The sequence below is a fragment of the Variovorax sp. 01T432 genome (genome assembly GCF_056398605.1).
On sequence record NZ_JBFTPS010000020.1, the window covers coordinates 14,117 to 30,476 of the forward strand.

Sequence of the window (16,360 nt, forward strand, 5' to 3'; positions counted from 1 at the left end):
AGCTTGCTTTCGCCCGAACCGGCTCCGCATCAGCCCCGCTGACGATCCGCTGTAGGAGAAGCGGCCCTACACTGCGCGGGATGCACCCGCCGCCCCGCTCGAGGCCTCGCGCCTGGCTCGTCCTGCTGTTCTGCCTTGGCTTGCTCTCGGCGGCTTCGGCGTCCCACGCCCAGGGCGAGGGCCTGCGCATCGGCTCCAAGCGTTTCACCGAGTCCTACATCCTCGCCGAGGTGCTCGCGCAGACCGCGGCCCCGCACCTCGCCTCGCCGCCGGTGGTGCGCCAGGGGCTCGGCAACACGGCCATCGTCTACGAGGCCCTGCGCTCGGGCGACATCGACATGTACGCCGAATACACGGGCACCATCGCGCAGGAGATCCTCAAGAGCCCGCAGATGCTCTCCCCCGAAGCCATGAACGCCGCGCTCGCGCCGCTCGGGCTCGGCGTGGCCATACCGCTGGGCTTCAACGACGGCTACGCGCTCGCCATGAGGGCGGCGGAGGCAGACCGGTTGGGGATCCACAGCCTGAGCGACCTGGCCGCCCATCCCGACCTCAAGCTCGGCCTGTCCAACGAGTTCATCGGGCGCGCCGATGGCTGGGTGGGTCTGGCCGAACGCTACGGCTTCAGGCAGAAGCCCGTGGGGCTCGATCATGGCCTCGCCTACGACGCGATGGCGGCCCGGCAGATCGACGTCATGGACATCTACACCACCGACGCCAAGATCGACCACCTCCAGCTGCGCGTGCTGGAAGACGACCGCCGCTACTTCCCCCGCTACGAGGCGGTCGTGCTCTACCGGCTGGACGTGCCGGCGCGCTGGCCGCAGGCCTGGGCCGCGCTGCAGAAGCTCCAGGGTCGCATCGACGAGCCCGCCATGATCCGCATGAACGCGCGCGCCGAACTGCAGGGCGAGGCCTTCGATGCGATCGCGCGCGATTTCCTGGCGCGCAAGGCCGCCGTATCCGGCGAAGTCCCCCGCGGCTTCGCCGCCAAGCTCTTCGGCTCGGACCTCGGCCGCCTCACGCGGCAACACCTGCTGCTGGTCGGGGCCTCGGTCGGCCTCGCGATCCTCATCGCGGTGCCGCTGGGCATCCTCGTGTTCCCGCACCTGCGCGTGCGCGCGGTCGTGCTCGGCCTGACCGGCCTCCTGCAAACCATTCCCTCCCTGGCGCTGCTGGCCCTGCTGATCTCGCTGCTCGGAGCGATCGGCACCGTGCCCGCCCTGATCGCCCTCACGCTCTATGCCCTGCTGCCCATCATGCGCAATACCGTGACCGGACTGGCCGAGGTGCCCGCGGGTCTGCGCGAGGCCGGCACGGCCCTGGGCATGACCGGCGCGCAGAGCCTGCGGCTGGTGCTGCTGCCGCTGTCGCTGCCGACCTTGCTGGCGGGGGTTCGGACCGCGACGACCATCGCCATCGGCACCGCCACCATCGCCGCCTTCATCGGCGCGGGCGGCTTCGGCGAGCGCATCGTGACGGGACTGGCGCTGAACGACCGCGGGCTGCTCATCGCCGGCGCCGTGCCCGCCGCCCTGCTGGCGCTGGTGAGCGAGGCGCTGTTCGAGGCCATCGAATACCTCATGCGGCGCCAGCGCTGAGCAAGCCGGGGCGTCCCGCGCCGCACTCGCGGGGGCGCCGCATTCACGCGGGTGTCACGACGACCTCCGATGATGCGGTGCTCCATCCCGAACCCCGCAAGATCCCGATGCTTCTCGTCAAGACCGACAAGGCCCGCCAGGAACTCCAGCCGGGCCGCCGCACGCTGGGCCAGCGCGAGCGAGCGCTGCTGCTGATGGCCGACGGCCAGCGCTCGGTGACCGATTTCGGCCAACTCTTCGGCGGCCGCGAAGAGGCTGGAAGGGTGGCGCTGCACCTGGTGAACGAGGGCTTCCTGCTGGTGCCGAAGCAGCAGGCGCCGGAGGCCTCCTCGCCCGTTCGGGTGCCGGCGCCGCTCGCGCAGGCCGCGCCGGTCTCGGTCGACGCCTTCGACGGCAAACGCTCGCTGGCGACGACGCGGATGTTCCTGTTCGATCTCTGCGAGCGCATGTTCGTGCGGCGCGACCCCGTGCTCGCCGCGCAGTTCCGCGACACCCTGCGCGAGGCGCGCGACCGGACGTCGATGCTGTCCACGGCCAACGCCATGCTGGCCGAGATCGAGAAGGTGGCGGGCCCGGAGCGCGCCGAGTCCGTCCGCACACGCATCGACATGCTGCTGCCGGTGGCCGATGCCGTGCACTGAAGACGCCGCGCCCGGGACCGCCCTCTGCCCGATCCCTTACACTCTTTCGTGTCAGGAGAGAGCCGCGCCCCCGCGTGGCCGCCGAAGGCGCAGGTCCCATCGAGAGATCGGGCCCGAACGCTCAGGCAAAAGGACTGACGAGGCGCTCGTTTTTTCGGGCGTTTCCTTGCTGGAGAGAGGCGGACCGCCACTGAGCAACGATCAGTGAGAGCCGCCCACCGAAGGAGCAAACCCCGATCGTGGGGCGAATCTCTCAGGTAAAGCGGACAGCAGGGGTGGCCCATGGCTTGCGTCATGGATAGCGACTGCCCCTATTGGAGAGTGCCTTGGCCTCCTCACCCGCCCCCGCCGAAGTCCTGCAAAAGACCCCGCTGTACGACCTGCACGCCGAGCTCGGCGCCCGCATGGTGCCCTTCGCCGGCTACAGCATGCCCGTGCAGTACCCCACCGGCCTGATGGCCGAGCACAAGCACACGCGCGAGGCCGCCGGCCTGTTCGACATCTCGCACATGGGCCAGCTGCGCCTCAAGGGCCCCGACGCCGCCGCCGCCTTCGAGACGTTGATGCCGGTCGACGTGATCGGCCTGTCCCCCGGCAAGCAGCGCTATGGCCTGCTGCTCAACGACCAGGGCGGCATCCTCGACGACCTGATGTTCTTCAACGAGGGCCGGGACTCGCTCTTCGTGATCGTCAACGGCGCCTGCAAGGCGGCCGACATCGCCCACATCCGCGCGAAGATCGGCCAGCGCTGCCAGGTCGAGCCGATGCCCGACCATGCGCTGCTGGCGCTGCAGGGCCCGCTCGCCGCCGGCACGCTCGCGCGCCTGTCGCCGGGCGTCGAGCGCTTCGTCTTCATGACGGGCGGCGAAGTGCGCATCGGCGGCCTGGCGGCCTTCGTCACGCGCAGCGGCTACACCGGTGAAGACGGATTCGAGATCTCGGTGGCCGCGAAGGATGCCGAGGCCCTCGCCCGCTTGCTGCTGGCGCAGCCCGAGGTCAAGCCGGTCGGCCTGGGCGCGCGCAACTCGCTGCGGCTCGAAGCCGGGCTCTGCCTCTATGGCAACGACATCGACGAAAGCACCACGCCGGTCGAAGCCTCGCTCGGCTGGGCGATGCAGAAGGTGCGCCGCGCCGGCGGCGCGCGCGAGGGCGGCTTCCCGGGCGCGGCGCGGATTCTTGCGCAGCTCACGGCCGCCAGCGGCACCGCGGGCCACCTGGACCACGACACCCTGAAGCGCAAGCGGGTCGGCCTGGTCGCGCTGGAACGCGTGCCGGTGCGCGACGGCACGCCCCTGCAATCCTTCGAGGGTCTTCTGATCGGCAAGGTGACCAGCGGACTGCTGAGCCCGACGGTCGATCGGCCGATCGCGATGGCCTACGTGGCGCTGGCCTACGCCGAGCCCGGCACCCGCATCCAGGCGATCGTGCGCAGCAAGCCCGTGCCGATGGAAGTGAGCACCATGCCCTTCGTGCCGACGCGTTATTTCCGTGGATGATGGCCGGCTGATCAATTTCCAACCAGGAGTCTTTTCATGAGCATCAAGTACACCAAGGACCACGAATGGGTCGATGCCGGCAGCGACGGCGTCGCCGTCGTCGGCATCACCGTGCACGCGCAGGACGCGCTGGGCGATGTCGTCTTCGTCGACCTGCCCAACGTCGGCGAGACCTATGCGCAGGGCGAAGTCGCCGGCGTGGTCGAGTCGGTCAAGGCCGCGGCCGACGTCTTCATGCCGGTGTCCGGCGAGGTCACCGAAGTCAACGAAGCGCTGCGCGCCGATCCCTCGCTCGCCAACAGCGCGCCGGAAGCCGAAGGCTGGTTCTTCAAGGTGCTCCTGAGCGATCCCTCGCAACTCGACGCGCTGCTGGACGCCGCCGCCTACCAGAAGATCGCTGAATCATGACTGCCCCCCGGCTTGCCACTTCGTGTGCTTCGCCACCCCCCCGGGGGGGAGGCGCGGCCGCCTTGGGGCGGCCCGGCGGCGGCCGCCGAATGACTGCCCCCCGGCTTGCCACTTCGTGTGCTTCGCCACCCCCCGGGTGGGAGGCGCGGCCGCCTTGGGGCGGCCCGGCGGCGACCTCTTTCCTGCTCCGTACCTCGTTCCTTCCAAGCTGATCACATCCATGCCGACGCCCGTCCAGCCCACCCTGCCCTCGCTCACCGACCTCGAGAACGCCGAGGAATTCATCGCGCGCCATATCGGCATCGAAGCCGAGGACGAGGCGCGCATGCTCGGCGCCATCGGCTCGTCGACGCGCGCCGAGCTGATCGACGGCATCGTCCCTCCGGCCATCCGCCGCCGCAGGCCGATGCGCCTGCCCGCGGCGCTGAGCGAAGCCGACGCGCTGGCCGAGCTCAAGGCCATCGCCGCGAAGAACAAGGTGGCGCGAAGCTTCATCGGCCAGGGCTACTACGGCACGCACACGCCCGCCGTGATCCTGCGCAACGTGCTGGAGAACCCGGCCTGGTACACCGCCTACACGCCCTACCAGGCCGAGATTTCCCAAGGCCGCATGGAAGCACTGCTCAACTTCCAGACCATGGTGTGCGACCTCACCGGCATGGCCATCGCCAACGCCTCGATGCTCGACGAAGCCACCGCGGCGGCCGAGGCGATGACGCTGGCCCGGCGCAGCGTCAAGAGCAAGAGCAAGGTCTTCCTGGTGTCGGGCGACTGCCATCCGCAGACCATCGAGGTCATCAAGACACGCGCCGCGCCGCTGGGCATCGAGGTGAAGGTCAGCACCGTCTCCGAGACCCTGCCGCACCTCATGACGAGCGGCGACTTCTTCGGCGTGCTCGCGCAGTACCCGGCCACCACCGGCCATGTGCATGACCTGCGCCCGCTCGCCGGCCACGCGCACGAATGCGACGCCGCCTTCTGCGTGGCGGCCGACCTGCTCGCGCTCACGCTGCTGGTGCCCCCGGGCGAATGGGATGCAGACATCGTCTGCGGCACCACGCAACGCTTCGGCATGCCGATGTGCAACGGCGGCCCGCACGCCGCCTACCTGGCCTGCCGCGACACGTTCAAGCGCTCGCTGCCCGGGCGGCTGGTCGGCGTCAGCGTGGACACGCACGGCCGGCCCGCCTACCGCCTCGCGCTGCAGACGCGCGAGCAGCACATCCGCCGCGAGAAAGCCACCTCCAACATCTGCACCGCACAGGTGTTGCCCGCGGTGGTCGCCAGCATGTACGCGGTCTACCACGGGCCCCAGGGCCTGACCCGCATCGCGCAGCGCGTCGCCGCGCTGACGGCGGTGCTGGCGCAGGGCCTGGAGCAGATGGGCCGCGAGATCGTCAACGCCACCGCCTTCGACTCGCTGACCGTCAAGACCGGCGAGGACACGGCGAAGATCCAGGAGCGCGCGCACGCCGCCAGCGTCAACCTGCGCCAGCGGCTGCAGCACCACCTGGGCATTTCGCTCGACGAGACCACGACGCGCGCCGACATCGAGACCCTGTGGGCACTGTTCGTGCCCGCCGGCACGCCGATGCCGCGCTTCGAGGAACTCTCGGGCACGATCACGCCGCGCATTCCCCCGGACCTGCGCCGTACCAGCGCCTTCCTCACGCATCCGGTGTTCAACACCCACAAGAGCGAGACCGCGATGCTGCGCTACATCCGCAGCCTCAGCGACAAGGACCTGGCGCTCGACCGCAGCATGATCCCGCTGGGCAGCTGCACCATGAAGCTCAACGCGACCAGCGAGATGATCCCGATCACCTGGCCCGAGTTCGCGAACATCCATCCCTTCGCGCCGGCCGAGCAGCTGCAGGGCTACGCGCAGCTCGACGCCCAGCTGCGCGCCTGGCTCTGCGAGGCCACGGGCTACGCGGGCATCAGCCTGCAGCCCAACGCCGGCTCCCAGGGCGAGTACGCCGGCCTGCTGGCGATCAAGGCCTTCCATGAAGCCAAGGGCCAGGGGCACCGCGACGTCTGCCTCATCCCCTCCTCGGCGCACGGCACCAACCCGGCCAGCGCGCAGATGGTGGGCATGCAGGTGGTGGTGACGGCCTGCGATGCCGAAGGCAACGTCGACATCGACGACCTGAAGCGCGCGTGCGAGAAGCACGCCGGCCGGCTCGCCGCGGTGATGATCACCTACCCAAGCACCCACGGCGTGTTCGAGACCCGCGTGAAGGAGCTGTGCGAGATCGTGCATGCGCACGGCGGCCGCGTCTACGTCGACGGCGCAAACATGAACGCGCTGGTCGGGGTGGCCGCGCCCGGCGAATTCGGCGGCGACGTGAGCCACCTGAACCTGCACAAGACCTTCTGCATTCCGCACGGCGGCGGCGGCCCGGGCGTCGGGCCGGTGTGCGTGGTGGAAGACCTCGTGCCCTACCTGCCCGGGCATGCGACGGCGGGTGTCGCGTCGCACGGCGTGGGCGCGGTGTCGGCGGCGCCGCTGGGCAATGCCGCCGTGCTGCCGATCAGCTGGATGTACTGCCGCATGATGGGCGCGGCCGGCCTGCAGGCCGCGACCGAGACCGCGATCCTCAGCGCCAACTACATCAGCGCGCGCCTGAAGGACCACTACCCCACGCTCTACGCGAGCCCCAACGGCCACGTCGCGCACGAGTGCATCCTCGACCTGCGCCCGCTCAAGGAGACGAGCGGCGTCACGGCGGAGGATGTCGCCAAGCGGCTGATCGACTACGGCTTCCATGCGCCGACGCTGAGCTTCCCGGTACCGGGCACGCTGATGGTCGAGCCGACCGAGAGCGAACCGCTGGCCGAGCTCGACCGCTTCATCGACGCCATGATCGCCATTCGCGGCGAGATCCGGCGCGTCGAGGAAGGCGTTTGGCCCAGGGAAGATAACCCGCTCAAGCACGCGCCCCACACGGCGGCGAGCCTGCTCGGCACCGAATGGGCGCGGCCCTATTCGCGCGAGCTCGGCGCCTTCCCGCTGGCGACGCTCAAGGAGGCCAAGTACTGGCCGCCGATCGGCCGCGTCGACAACGTCTACGGGGACCGCAACCTGTTCTGCAGTTGCGTGCCGATCGCTGATCTCGCCTGAAGGCGCTACTCCAACCGGCCTTCGATTCCCAGGTCCTTCTCGACTTTCAAGCCCAGGGATCGCTCGTCAACCGTGCGCCCTGCCTCGTCGCTGATGAACCTGTACAGGCGGCCCGAGTCCATGAGAATTTGCTGCCAAGGCGCGCGACCTCGCATCTGCTTCCTTTGCGATGGTCAAGAATTCGCCCTCCCCAAGCGCATTTCCAACTGTGACTGCGGGGGAGCAATATCAAGGCGTTCCGGCGAATCCGGCTTCGGCCTACGAGGCATAGGGGAAGCTGATTCCTATCATCTCTCCCATGCAACCCCACTGGCCCCGCACCCTCTGGCTCGTGCGCCACGGACAGAGCGCCGGCAACATCGCGCGTCACGCGGCGGAGGCCGGCGGCCTGCCCGTGATCGATCTGGCATGGCGCGACGTCGACGTGCCGCTGTCCGAACTCGGCGTGGCGCAGTCGATCGCGCTGGGCGACTGGTTCGCCAGGCTGCAGCCCGACGCGCAACCCGAAGTGATCCTCTGTTCGCCCTATGTGCGCGCGCGCGAGACCGCCCGCCTCGTCGCCGAGCGCAGCCGCATGGCCAGCGCGCCGATCGTGCTGCGCATCGACGAACGGCTGCGCGAGAAGGAGTTCGGCATCCTGGATGGGCTCACCAAGCTGGGCATCGGGCAGATCCATCCCGCCCTCGATGAGCAGCGCCAGCTGGTCGGCAAGTTCTACTTCCGGCCGCCCGGCGGCGAGAGCTGGTGCGACGTCATCCTGCGGCTGCGCAGCCTGCTCGAAATGGTGACGCGCGAATACGCGGACCGGCGCGTCCTGGTGGTCGCGCACCAGGTCACCGTCAACTGCATGCGCTACCTGCTCGAACACATGGACGAGCAGCAGATCCTGGACATCGACCGGCGGGGCGACGTGCCGAACTGCGCCATCACCTCCTACCTGGTGGAACGACGCGAGGACGGGCTCGCCGCGATGCGGCTGGACCAGCTGAACTTCCTCGTTCCGCTGCATGAAGCGGCGACGCCGGTGACAAGCGCGCCCGACCGGCGCCCATGACTTCGTGCGGTCAGCGGCGCAGCGCCGCTTCGGCCCGCTCGACGAACTTGCCCGACAGCAGCGAAGCCGGGATGTTCTCGTGGGTCACCGCGAAAACGTCGAAGGACGGCGCGTCGACGATCGGCCGGAACGAGAGCCTGTCGGTCATGCAGCCCCTCGCCGTCAGGTCGTCGACAACCGCGATGCCCCCGCCCGCGGCAGCCATCGCGCAGGCGGCCTGGCCGGCGCGGACCTCGACGCGCACCGGGGACTCGCATCGGTGGCTGGCGCACCAGTCCGCGACGATGCGACCCTGCGGCGTGTCCGCGCTGAAGCCGATCAGGCGCTCCTTCAGGATGTCGGCCGGCATCACCGAACGCCGTTGCTCGAAGGGATGGCCCTTGGGGAACACGCAGGCCAGCGTCCATTGGCCGATGGGCCGCGACCTCAGCAGCGGGTCGTCGATGGGAACGGTCGAGATCGCGATGTCGGCCTCATGCCCGGCCAGGCGCTTGACCATCTCCCGTGCCGCGAGGATCTCCAGGTAGATGCGCGCGGAAGGAAACTCGCGGCCGAGTTGCGTCAGCGCCTGCGGCACCACCTCCAGGCCGGTGCTCGGACTGGCCAGCACCCGCAGGCTGAGCATGCTTCCGCTCTTGAGCGCTTCGGCGCATTCGTCGATGCGGGCGACGCCGCGATACACCTGCTCGACCTCGGCGAACAGCGCCTGCGCCTCGGGCGTGGCCAGCAGCCTGCCCTTTCTGCGTTCGAACAGCCGCAGCCCGAGCTGCAATTCGACATGCGAAAGCATGCGGCTGATGCCCGGCTGCGAGACATGCAGAAGGCGGGCCGCGTCGGTCACCGAGCCGGCAAGCATGACGGCGCGGAAGACCTCGATCTGTCTCAGGTTCATGGTTTGGTTTCCGACGCGCCGGCGGCGCTCGATAACCCGATGTTATGGGAGCGCCCAATGTTGGTATTTGGACGGCCGCGGGGGCGTGCCTACGATCGGCACGATTCATAGAACAAAGGCAGACAAATGCACCCTCCACCCATCGCGGCCTCGCGTCGGGCGCTGCACGGCATCTCCCGAAGAGACCTCCTCTCGACGCTCCTTCTGGCCGCCACCGGCACCCTGGCCGCCGCACTGGAGCGCAATGCCTCGGCGGCCGACCCGTGGCCATCGAAGGCCGTGCGCATCATCGTGCCCTTCGCGCCCGGCGGCGGCGCCGACGGCTCCGCCCGCGTGCTGGCCGAGGCGCTGGCGCCGCAGCTCGGGCAGCCCGTGATCGTGGAGAACAAGCCGGGCGCGGGCAGCGCGATCGGCGTGGCCGCCGCGTTGCAGAGCCGCGACGGGCACACCCTTCTCATGGGAAGCAACAGCATGGTGATCAACCCGGTGCTCAACCCCAGGCTCAGCTACGACGTGGCGCGCGACTTCGATGCGATCGGCATGGTTTCGCAGCAGCCCCTGGTGCTGGTGGTGCCCGCGGACTCGCCGGCCAGGACCGTGGCGGAGCTGATCGCCCATGCGAAGGCGCACCCCGGCGAACTGAGTGCCGGCAACAGCGGCACGGGCACGCTGGCGCACCTGACGGCCGAACTGTTCTCGCTGCAGACGGCCACGCCGGTCGTGAGCGTGGCCTACAAGGGCGAGAGCGCGCTGGTTCCGGATCTCATCTCGGGCTTGGTGTCCATCGGTTTCCTCAACCTTCCCAGCGTCATCGTGCACATTCGTTCGGGGCGCCTGCGCGCCCTCGCCGTCTCGTCGCCGCAGGCGGTGCCGGAACTGCCGAACGTCCCCACCTTCCGCAGCCTCGGCCTGCAGAGCCTGGAGGTGCAGGGCTGGGCCACGCTCGTGGCGCCCAAGGGCACGATCCCGCCCGAAGGCCTGGCGCGGCTGGAGACCCTGCTCGCCGCGGCATTGAAGTCGGACACGGTCCGCAAGCGCTTCGCCGCGCTCAGCCTGACGCCCTTCGAGAGCGGGCGCGAGGCGACCCGCCAGTACCTGAAGACCGAGGGCAGCCGCTGGGAACAAGTGATCCGGACGCGCGGCATCCACGTGGAGAGCTGATGAACAGCCTCGGCACCCCTGACGGCCGGACCCTGGGAGCGGACGTGGTCGTCTGCGGCGGCGGTGTCGCGGGCACGATCGCGGCCGTCGCGGCGGCGAGGCATGGCGCATCGGTCGTGCTGGTCGAGCGCTACGGCTTCCTGGGCGGCAATGCCACGGCGGGCGCCGTGGCGCAATTCAACAGCTGGCAGACCGGCAATGGGCGCAGGGTGGTGGCAGGCCTGGCGGACGAGGTCGTGGCCCGGCTCGGCGCCTACGGCGGCGCGCGGCCGCATGAGACCTTCGTGATGTCGACCGGTCATCGCATGGATCGCGTCGAATACGCGCCCGAGGTGCTGAAGCTGGTGTTCGACGACATGGTCGTGGCGGCCGGCGTGCGGCCCTTGCTTCACGCCAACCTGCTCGACGTCGAATGCGAGGGCCGGCGTGTCAACGCCCTGCGCGTGCTGACCAAGGGCGGCATCCTGACGCTGCGCCCCCGGGTGCTGATCGACGCCTCCGGCGACATCGACGCGCTCCAGCGCGCCGGCGCGCGCTTCCTGGCGCTCGACGAAGGGGAAGCGCTGCAGCCGGCCACCATGATGTTCCGTTTCGGGCCCGTGGACTTCGCGCGCTTCGACGCCATGCCGAAGGCGCAGATCGCCGCACTCGCCGCGCGAGGCCACGCGGAGGGCCATCTGGCACGGGCGGCCATTCATTCGAGCCGCGACCCCTATTCGACGGACGCCTGGTTCAACATCAGCCGCCTGGGCATCGACGCCACGGACCCCCTGGCCCTCGGCGCCGCGGAAATCGAAGGGCGCCGCCAGGCCTGGCGGGCCGCGCGCTTTCTCGGCACCTCGGTGCCCGGCTGCGAACAGGGTCGGCTGCGCGCCTTCGCCACGCAGGTCGGCGTGCGCGAGACCCGCCGCGTGGAGGGCGACCATGTGCTGACGGCGGAAGAGCTGCTCCTGCCCGCCCAGTTCGCCGATGCGATCGCCGCCGGCGCGTATCCGATCGACATCCACCCCGCATCAGGCGGCGCCTTGCACTACGTCCCGATGGACGACGACCACGCGTACCAGATTCCCTACCGAAGCCTGATCCCCCGCACGCTCGACAACGCCCTGGTCGTCGGCCGCGGCATCTCGGCGAGCCACCAGGCGCTGGCGGCGATCCGGGTCATGACCATCTCCATGGCCGTGGGCCAGGCGGCCGGGACGGCTGCGGCCATGGCCGCCGACAGCGGCGACGACGCGCGGGTCCGCGCGGTGGAAGCCGGCCCGCTGCGAGCCGCGCTGACGCGCGACGGCGCGGTGCTCCGATAGCCAGCGCCTGACATTGCGCAAATAATTACAAATTCAGACGCCGTCGCTGTCGATCCGGCCCATCCTCCTTCGACGTCCGTACAGAGCCCCATCCGGCGGCTCGCCACCCGAACAGGAGAATCGACATGCGTTTCATGGTCATCGTCAAAGCCAACAAGGATTCCGAAGCCGGCGTCATGCCCAGCCAGAAGATGCTCGCCGACATGGGCCACTACAACGAGGAACTCGTGAAGGCAGGCATCGCGCTCGGCATGGACGGCCTGCACCCCAGCTCGAAGGGCGTGCGCATCCGCTTCTCGGGCAAGACGCGCACGGTCATCGACGGTCCTTTCAGCGAAACCAAGGAGCTCATCGCGGGCTACTGGCTGTGGCAGGTGCGCTCCCGGGAAGAGGCCATCGAATGGCTCAAGCGCGCCCCCTTCGACGACAACACCGAGGTCGAGCTGCGCCAGGTCTTCGAGGCCGAGGACTTCGGCGCCGAGTTCACGCCCGAACTGCGGGAGCAGGAAGAGCGCCTGCTCGCGCAGATGGCCGAAAGCAAGAAGGCCGCGCAGGCTTGAGGCGGACCCCGAACCCATCCCACGGAGAGACACGAATGCGATTCATGATGCTGATGATCCCCAAGGGCTACGAAAGCGCCGCCCCCGGCACCATGCCCGACGCCAAGGCCGTCGAGGCGATGATGAAATACAACGAGGCGCTGCAGAAGGCCGGCGTGCTGGTCACGCTCGATGGCCTCCACCCGCCCTCCATGGGCGTGCGCATCACCTTCCCCGGCGGCAAGGCCAAGGTGACGGACGGGCCTTTCACCGAGGCCAAGGAGGTGCTCGGCGGCTACTGGATGCTGAAGGTGAAGTCGAAGCAGGAAGCCGTCGATTGGGCCTGCCGCTGCCCTGCCGGCGAGAACGAGACCATCGAGCTGCGCCAGGTCCAGGAGTTCGAGGACTTCCCCCCCGACGTGCAGGAAGCCGCGGCCGGTTTCGCCGAGATGCAGAAGCGCTGAAGCAGGCCCGACGGTGAGCGCGGCCGAGACGCACCGCACCATCAATGCCGTCTGGCGCATCGAGTCCGCCCGGATCATCGGCGCGCTCGCGCGCATGGTGCGCGACGTCGGCGTGGCCGAGGAACTGGCGCAGGATGCGCTGGTCGCGGCGCTGGAGCAATGGCCGCGCGAGGGCCTGCCGGACAAGCCCGCCGCCTGGCTCATGGCGGCCGCGAAGCATCGCGCGCTGGACCTGCTGCGCCGCAGGAAACTCCACGCCAGCAAGGAAGAGGAGATCGGCTACGAGCTCGACACCCGCCACGCGATGGCCGCGGACGATCTCGCCGCGGCGGTCGATGCGGCGCTGGACGACGAAGTCGGCGACGATTTGCTGCGCCTCGTGTTCACGGCCTGCCACCCCGTGCTCGCGCCCGAGGCGCGCGTGGCGCTCACCCTGCGCCTGCTCGGCGGCCTGAGCACCGATGAGATCGCGCGCTCCTTCCTCGTGCCCGAGCCGACCATCGCGCAACGCATCGTGCGCGCCAAGCGAACGCTCGCGGCGGCGCGCGTGCCCTTCGAGACGCCGCGCGCGCGGGAGCTACAGGCGCGCCTTTCATCCGTGCTGGAGGTCATCTACCTGATCTTCAACGAAGGCTATTCGGCGACCGCCGGCGACGACTGGATGCGCCCCGCGCTGTGCGACGAGGCGTTGCGCCTGGGCCGCATCCTGGCCGAGCTGGTGCCGCTCGAACCGGAGGCGCACGGCCTGGTCGCCCTGATGGAGATCCAGGCCTCGCGCGCCGCCGCGCGCGTCGACGCCAACGGTGAACCGGTGCTGCTGCTCGACCAGAACCGCGGACGCTGGGACCCGCTTCTCATTCGCCGCGGCCTCGCCGCGCTGGCGCGCGCCGAGCAGCTCGGCGGCGCGCTCGGCCCCTACGCGCTGCAGGGCGCGATCGCGGCATGCCATGCAAGGGCGCGCACCGCGCCGCAGACGGACTGGCCACGCATCGCCGCGCTGTATGAAGCACTCTCGCAGCTCGCGCCCTCGCCCATCGTGGAACTCAACCGCGCGGTCGCGCTCTCCATGGCTTTCGGCCCCGCCGTGGGACTGGAACTGGTCGACGCGTTGCGCGCGGAGCCGCAGCTCAAGGCCTATCACCTGCTGCCCAGCGTGCGCGGCGATCTGCTCGCCAAGCTGGGCCGCAAGGCGGAAGCTTGCGTGGAGTTCAGGCAGGCCGCGTCGCTCACGCGCAATGGGCGCGAGCGCAAGCTGCTGCTGATGCGCGCCCTCGCATGCGCCGCCGCGCCGGGAGCACCGGAGGAAGGCGCCTGACTACTTCTTCGCCACCGCGCCTGTCGCGATCTGGCTGCGGAAGGCGCTCAGCCTCGACTTGAGCCGCCGTTCGTTGACCGGCCCCATGCGCACCAGGATCTTCTGCCCGGCGGACAGCGACTGCAGCGCCGGATCGGCGAACTCGTAGCGCACCCACGGGCGCTCCGAAGACATCTCGCCCTTGACCTCGGTCAGCGTGACACGCACCGGCCCCGAGGGCTCGGGCGTCTGCAGCAGATGGTCGAGCACCGCCACCAGCCGGTCGTTGAAGTAGCGATTGGGATAGCCGAGTTCTTCATAGGCCTGCTGGAACAGCGGATAGAGCTTCTTGTAGAGCGCGGCGGCGCGCGCGGTGTCGACCGACTCGGCGAAGAGCACCATGGGCGTGTAGCGCGCGCCGTTGTCCGGGCTGATGCTCTGCGCCTCGCCGCTGCCGCTGACCATGAAGCGCGTCTGCGTCGGCTGCACCGGCCACACGCGCGAGGTGGCGTGCTCGCGCGGCAGGTTGTCGACCGTGGCGACAACGCGGCGCACGAAACCATCGACCTGCAGGAAGTTCAGCACGCCCTTGCTGCCGACGAGGTCGACCAGCGCGGACTTGACCTGCGCATCGGCGTCGTCGAGCTTGGGCAGCGCGCCGCCGGCCGCGGTGTCGATCGGATTCTGCGGCCCGACGGGTTCGGGCACCGCCGCGGGCGCGGGCGTCGTATCGGGCTGCGGAGCGGCGGCGGTCGGCATCGCGGGCTCCGCCGGCGCGCCCTGCCTCGACATCCGCCACCAGATCGCGCCGGCCCCCAGCACCAGGACGACGAGGATGACAACGATCCACAGCGACGATTCGCGTGCGGGCCGGAAATCTGCGCGATCGCTATCGGGCATGGTGGCGTTCTCCTTGCATGGGTCCTTCTGTCCTTTGGATGATTGGACGACATTTTCGGAGATGCGGCGGCCGGTTCAGCGGTAACGCACTGTGACGGCCGCGGCTTTACACGGCCCGGCGCCCGGAATCTCAGGTCGACGACGACGGCTCGTCGCCCACCGGCAGGTGAATCAGACCCGTGTGGTAGTTGTACTCGAACACCTCGCCATAGCGGCCCCATTCGATCGCCGTGCGCAGCACGCGCTCGGCCACGGCCGTGTCCAGGCTTTCGCTGAGCAACTGCAGGAAGGGCTCTTCGGGCAGCTCCCCGGACGGCTCCTGCTCGAGGCTGTGGCGGATGTGCGCCGCCAGCGGCACATGCGCCAGCAGTTGCTGGCCGAAGAGCTGCTGGCGCAGGGTGTGGGCGCCCTCCACGTAACGCTGGCCCAGCGGCGTGATGTGCAGGTCGGCATCGACCAGCCGCGCGAAGCCGAGCAAGGCCAGGGCCTCGGCCAGTGGCAGCAGTTCGTCGTCGGTGAGTTCGGCCTCCTCCGCCAGTTGCGGAAGATCGGCGCGGCCGCCGCGGTCGTCATCGACCAGCATTTCGAGCAGCGCTTCCATGCGGCCGACGTCGGCGTCCGGCAGCCGGTCGCCCATGTGCATTTCCACGGCTTCGTCGCGGGGACGGCCGGGGATGCCGGCGCTGGCGCTGACGGTCATCAGCCGGTAGACCTCGTCGATCAGCGCGCGCACCTCCAGGCTGTCGCCGTCGCGGGGGCGCGGCAGGCTGATCTTGAGCTCGGCGCGCACGCGGCCGGGGTCGCTCGCGAAGATCAGCACGCGGTCGGCCATGAGGACCGCTTCCTCGATGTTGTGCGAGACGACGAGCATGGCCTTGGTCGGCATGGCGCCGGCGTCCCATAGCTGCAGGATGTCCTCGCGCAGGCGCTCGCCGGTGAGCACATCCAGGGCCGAGAAGGCCTCGTCCATCAGCAGCACCTCCGGCTCGACCACCAGCGCGCGCGCGATGCCCACGCGCTGGCGCATGCCGCCCGAAAGCTCGCGCGGCAAGGCGCCTTCGAAGCCTGCCAGGCCGATCAGTTCGATGGCCAGTGCCGCGCGGCGGGCGCGTTCGGCCGGCGCCACGCCGCGCGCTTCCAGCCCCAGCTCCACGTTCTGCTGCACCGTGAGCCACGGGAACAGCGCGAAGGACTGGAACACCATCGCGATGCCGCGCGCCGGCCCATACAGGGGCTGCCCGCGGTAGCGCACGCCGCCGGCATCCACGCCGATGAGCCCGGCAAGGATGCGCAGCAGCGTCGACTTGCCCGAACCCGACTGGCCCAGCAGCGCGACGATCTCGCCCTCGGCCAGGCGGAAGTCCACGCCCTCCAGCACCGAACGCGCGACGCCGTCGGCGGAGCGGAACGACTTGCCCACGCCCTTGAGTTCAACGATGGCTTCGGCCATGCACGCTCCTTGAGATTCGGAAATCAAAG

General features: G+C 69.7%; 14 protein-coding genes and 2 riboswitches. Of the genes, 11 read left to right on the plus strand and 3 right to left on the minus strand.

The window, feature by feature from the left end:
* Positions 1–80: 80 nt before the first annotated feature.
* The 6 genes from AC1DNF_RS16630 to AC1DNF_RS16655 all read left to right on the plus strand — a co-directional run bounded on the left by AC1DNF_RS16630 (position 81) and on the right by AC1DNF_RS16655 (position 8,324).
* Positions 81–1,601, plus strand: coding sequence for an ABC transporter permease/substrate-binding protein (locus AC1DNF_RS16630; RefSeq protein ID WP_478149712.1), 1,521 nt, complete (start codon positions 81–83; stop codon positions 1,599–1,601).
* Positions 1,602–1,708: 107 nt separating this feature from the next.
* Entirely contained in the window at positions 1,709–2,242 is a 534-nt protein-coding gene (locus tag AC1DNF_RS16635; protein ID WP_478149713.1) for a hypothetical protein, read from the plus strand.
* A gap of 42 nt (positions 2,243–2,284) precedes the next feature.
* Positions 2,285–2,389, plus strand: a riboswitch (glycine riboswitch).
* Positions 2,390–2,401: 12 nt separating this feature from the next.
* Positions 2,402–2,522: riboswitch (glycine riboswitch) on the plus strand.
* 46 nt (positions 2,523–2,568) lie between these two features.
* Positions 2,569–3,738, plus strand: a complete 1,170-nt coding sequence (gene gcvT / locus AC1DNF_RS16640) for a glycine cleavage system aminomethyltransferase GcvT (RefSeq protein WP_478149714.1) — start codon at positions 2,569–2,571, stop codon at positions 3,736–3,738.
* Between the two features lie 36 nt (positions 3,739–3,774).
* Positions 3,775–4,146, plus strand: coding sequence for a glycine cleavage system protein GcvH (gene gcvH, locus AC1DNF_RS16645; RefSeq protein WP_478149715.1), 372 nt, complete (start codon positions 3,775–3,777; stop codon positions 4,144–4,146).
* Between the two features lie 220 nt (positions 4,147–4,366).
* A complete protein-coding gene (gene gcvP, locus AC1DNF_RS16650) occupies positions 4,367–7,270 on the plus strand; it encodes an aminomethyl-transferring glycine dehydrogenase (protein WP_478149716.1) in 2,904 nt (967 codons plus the stop codon).
* Positions 7,271–7,568: 298 nt separating this feature from the next.
* Positions 7,569–8,324, plus strand: coding sequence for a histidine phosphatase family protein (locus tag AC1DNF_RS16655; protein ID WP_478149717.1), 756 nt, complete (start codon positions 7,569–7,571; stop codon positions 8,322–8,324).
* Positions 8,325–8,334: 10 nt separating this feature from the next.
* Here the strand turns inward: AC1DNF_RS16655 and AC1DNF_RS16660 are convergent, their stop codons facing one another.
* A complete protein-coding gene (locus AC1DNF_RS16660) occupies positions 8,335–9,216 on the minus strand; it encodes a LysR family transcriptional regulator (RefSeq protein ID WP_478149718.1) in 882 nt (293 codons plus the stop codon).
* 126 nt (positions 9,217–9,342) lie between these two features.
* On the opposite strand from AC1DNF_RS16660, the gene AC1DNF_RS16665 reads away from it, so the two are divergent.
* From AC1DNF_RS16665 to AC1DNF_RS16685, 5 genes are all read left to right on the plus strand, one after another.
* On the plus strand, positions 9,343–10,377 hold the full coding sequence (locus AC1DNF_RS16665; protein WP_478149719.1) for a Bug family tripartite tricarboxylate transporter substrate binding protein: 1,035 nt from the start codon (positions 9,343–9,345) through the stop codon (positions 10,375–10,377).
* Positions 10,377–11,684, plus strand: a complete 1,308-nt coding sequence (locus AC1DNF_RS16670) for an FAD-dependent oxidoreductase (RefSeq protein ID WP_478149720.1) — start codon at positions 10,377–10,379, stop codon at positions 11,682–11,684. Before AC1DNF_RS16665 ends, AC1DNF_RS16670 begins: the two co-directional genes overlap by 1 nt.
* Positions 11,685–11,809: 125 nt before the next feature.
* A complete protein-coding gene (locus AC1DNF_RS16675; RefSeq protein ID WP_478149721.1) occupies positions 11,810–12,244 on the plus strand; it encodes a YciI family protein in 435 nt (144 codons plus the stop codon).
* A gap of 35 nt (positions 12,245–12,279) precedes the next feature.
* The gene (locus AC1DNF_RS16680; protein WP_478149722.1) at positions 12,280–12,687 is read left to right on the plus strand and encodes a YciI family protein; all 408 of its coding nucleotides are present in this window, start codon (positions 12,280–12,282) and stop codon (positions 12,685–12,687) included.
* Positions 12,688–12,700: 13 nt separating this feature from the next.
* Positions 12,701–14,002 carry an RNA polymerase sigma factor gene (locus AC1DNF_RS16685; protein ID WP_478149723.1) on the plus strand — a complete coding sequence of 434 codons (1,302 nt, stop codon included), beginning with the start codon at positions 12,701–12,703 and terminating at the stop codon, positions 14,000–14,002.
* Here AC1DNF_RS16685 and AC1DNF_RS16690 read toward each other — a convergent pair whose 3' ends face one another.
* Both AC1DNF_RS16690 and AC1DNF_RS16695 read right to left on the minus strand, forming a co-directional pair.
* A complete protein-coding gene (locus AC1DNF_RS16690) occupies positions 14,003–14,881 on the minus strand; it encodes a DUF3014 domain-containing protein (RefSeq protein ID WP_478149724.1) in 879 nt (292 codons plus the stop codon).
* A gap of 130 nt (positions 14,882–15,011) precedes the next feature.
* Positions 15,012–16,331, minus strand: a complete 1,320-nt coding sequence (locus tag AC1DNF_RS16695; RefSeq protein ID WP_478149725.1) for an ABC transporter ATP-binding protein — start codon at positions 16,329–16,331, stop codon at positions 15,012–15,014.
* Between the last annotated feature and the right edge of the window lie 29 nt (positions 16,332–16,360).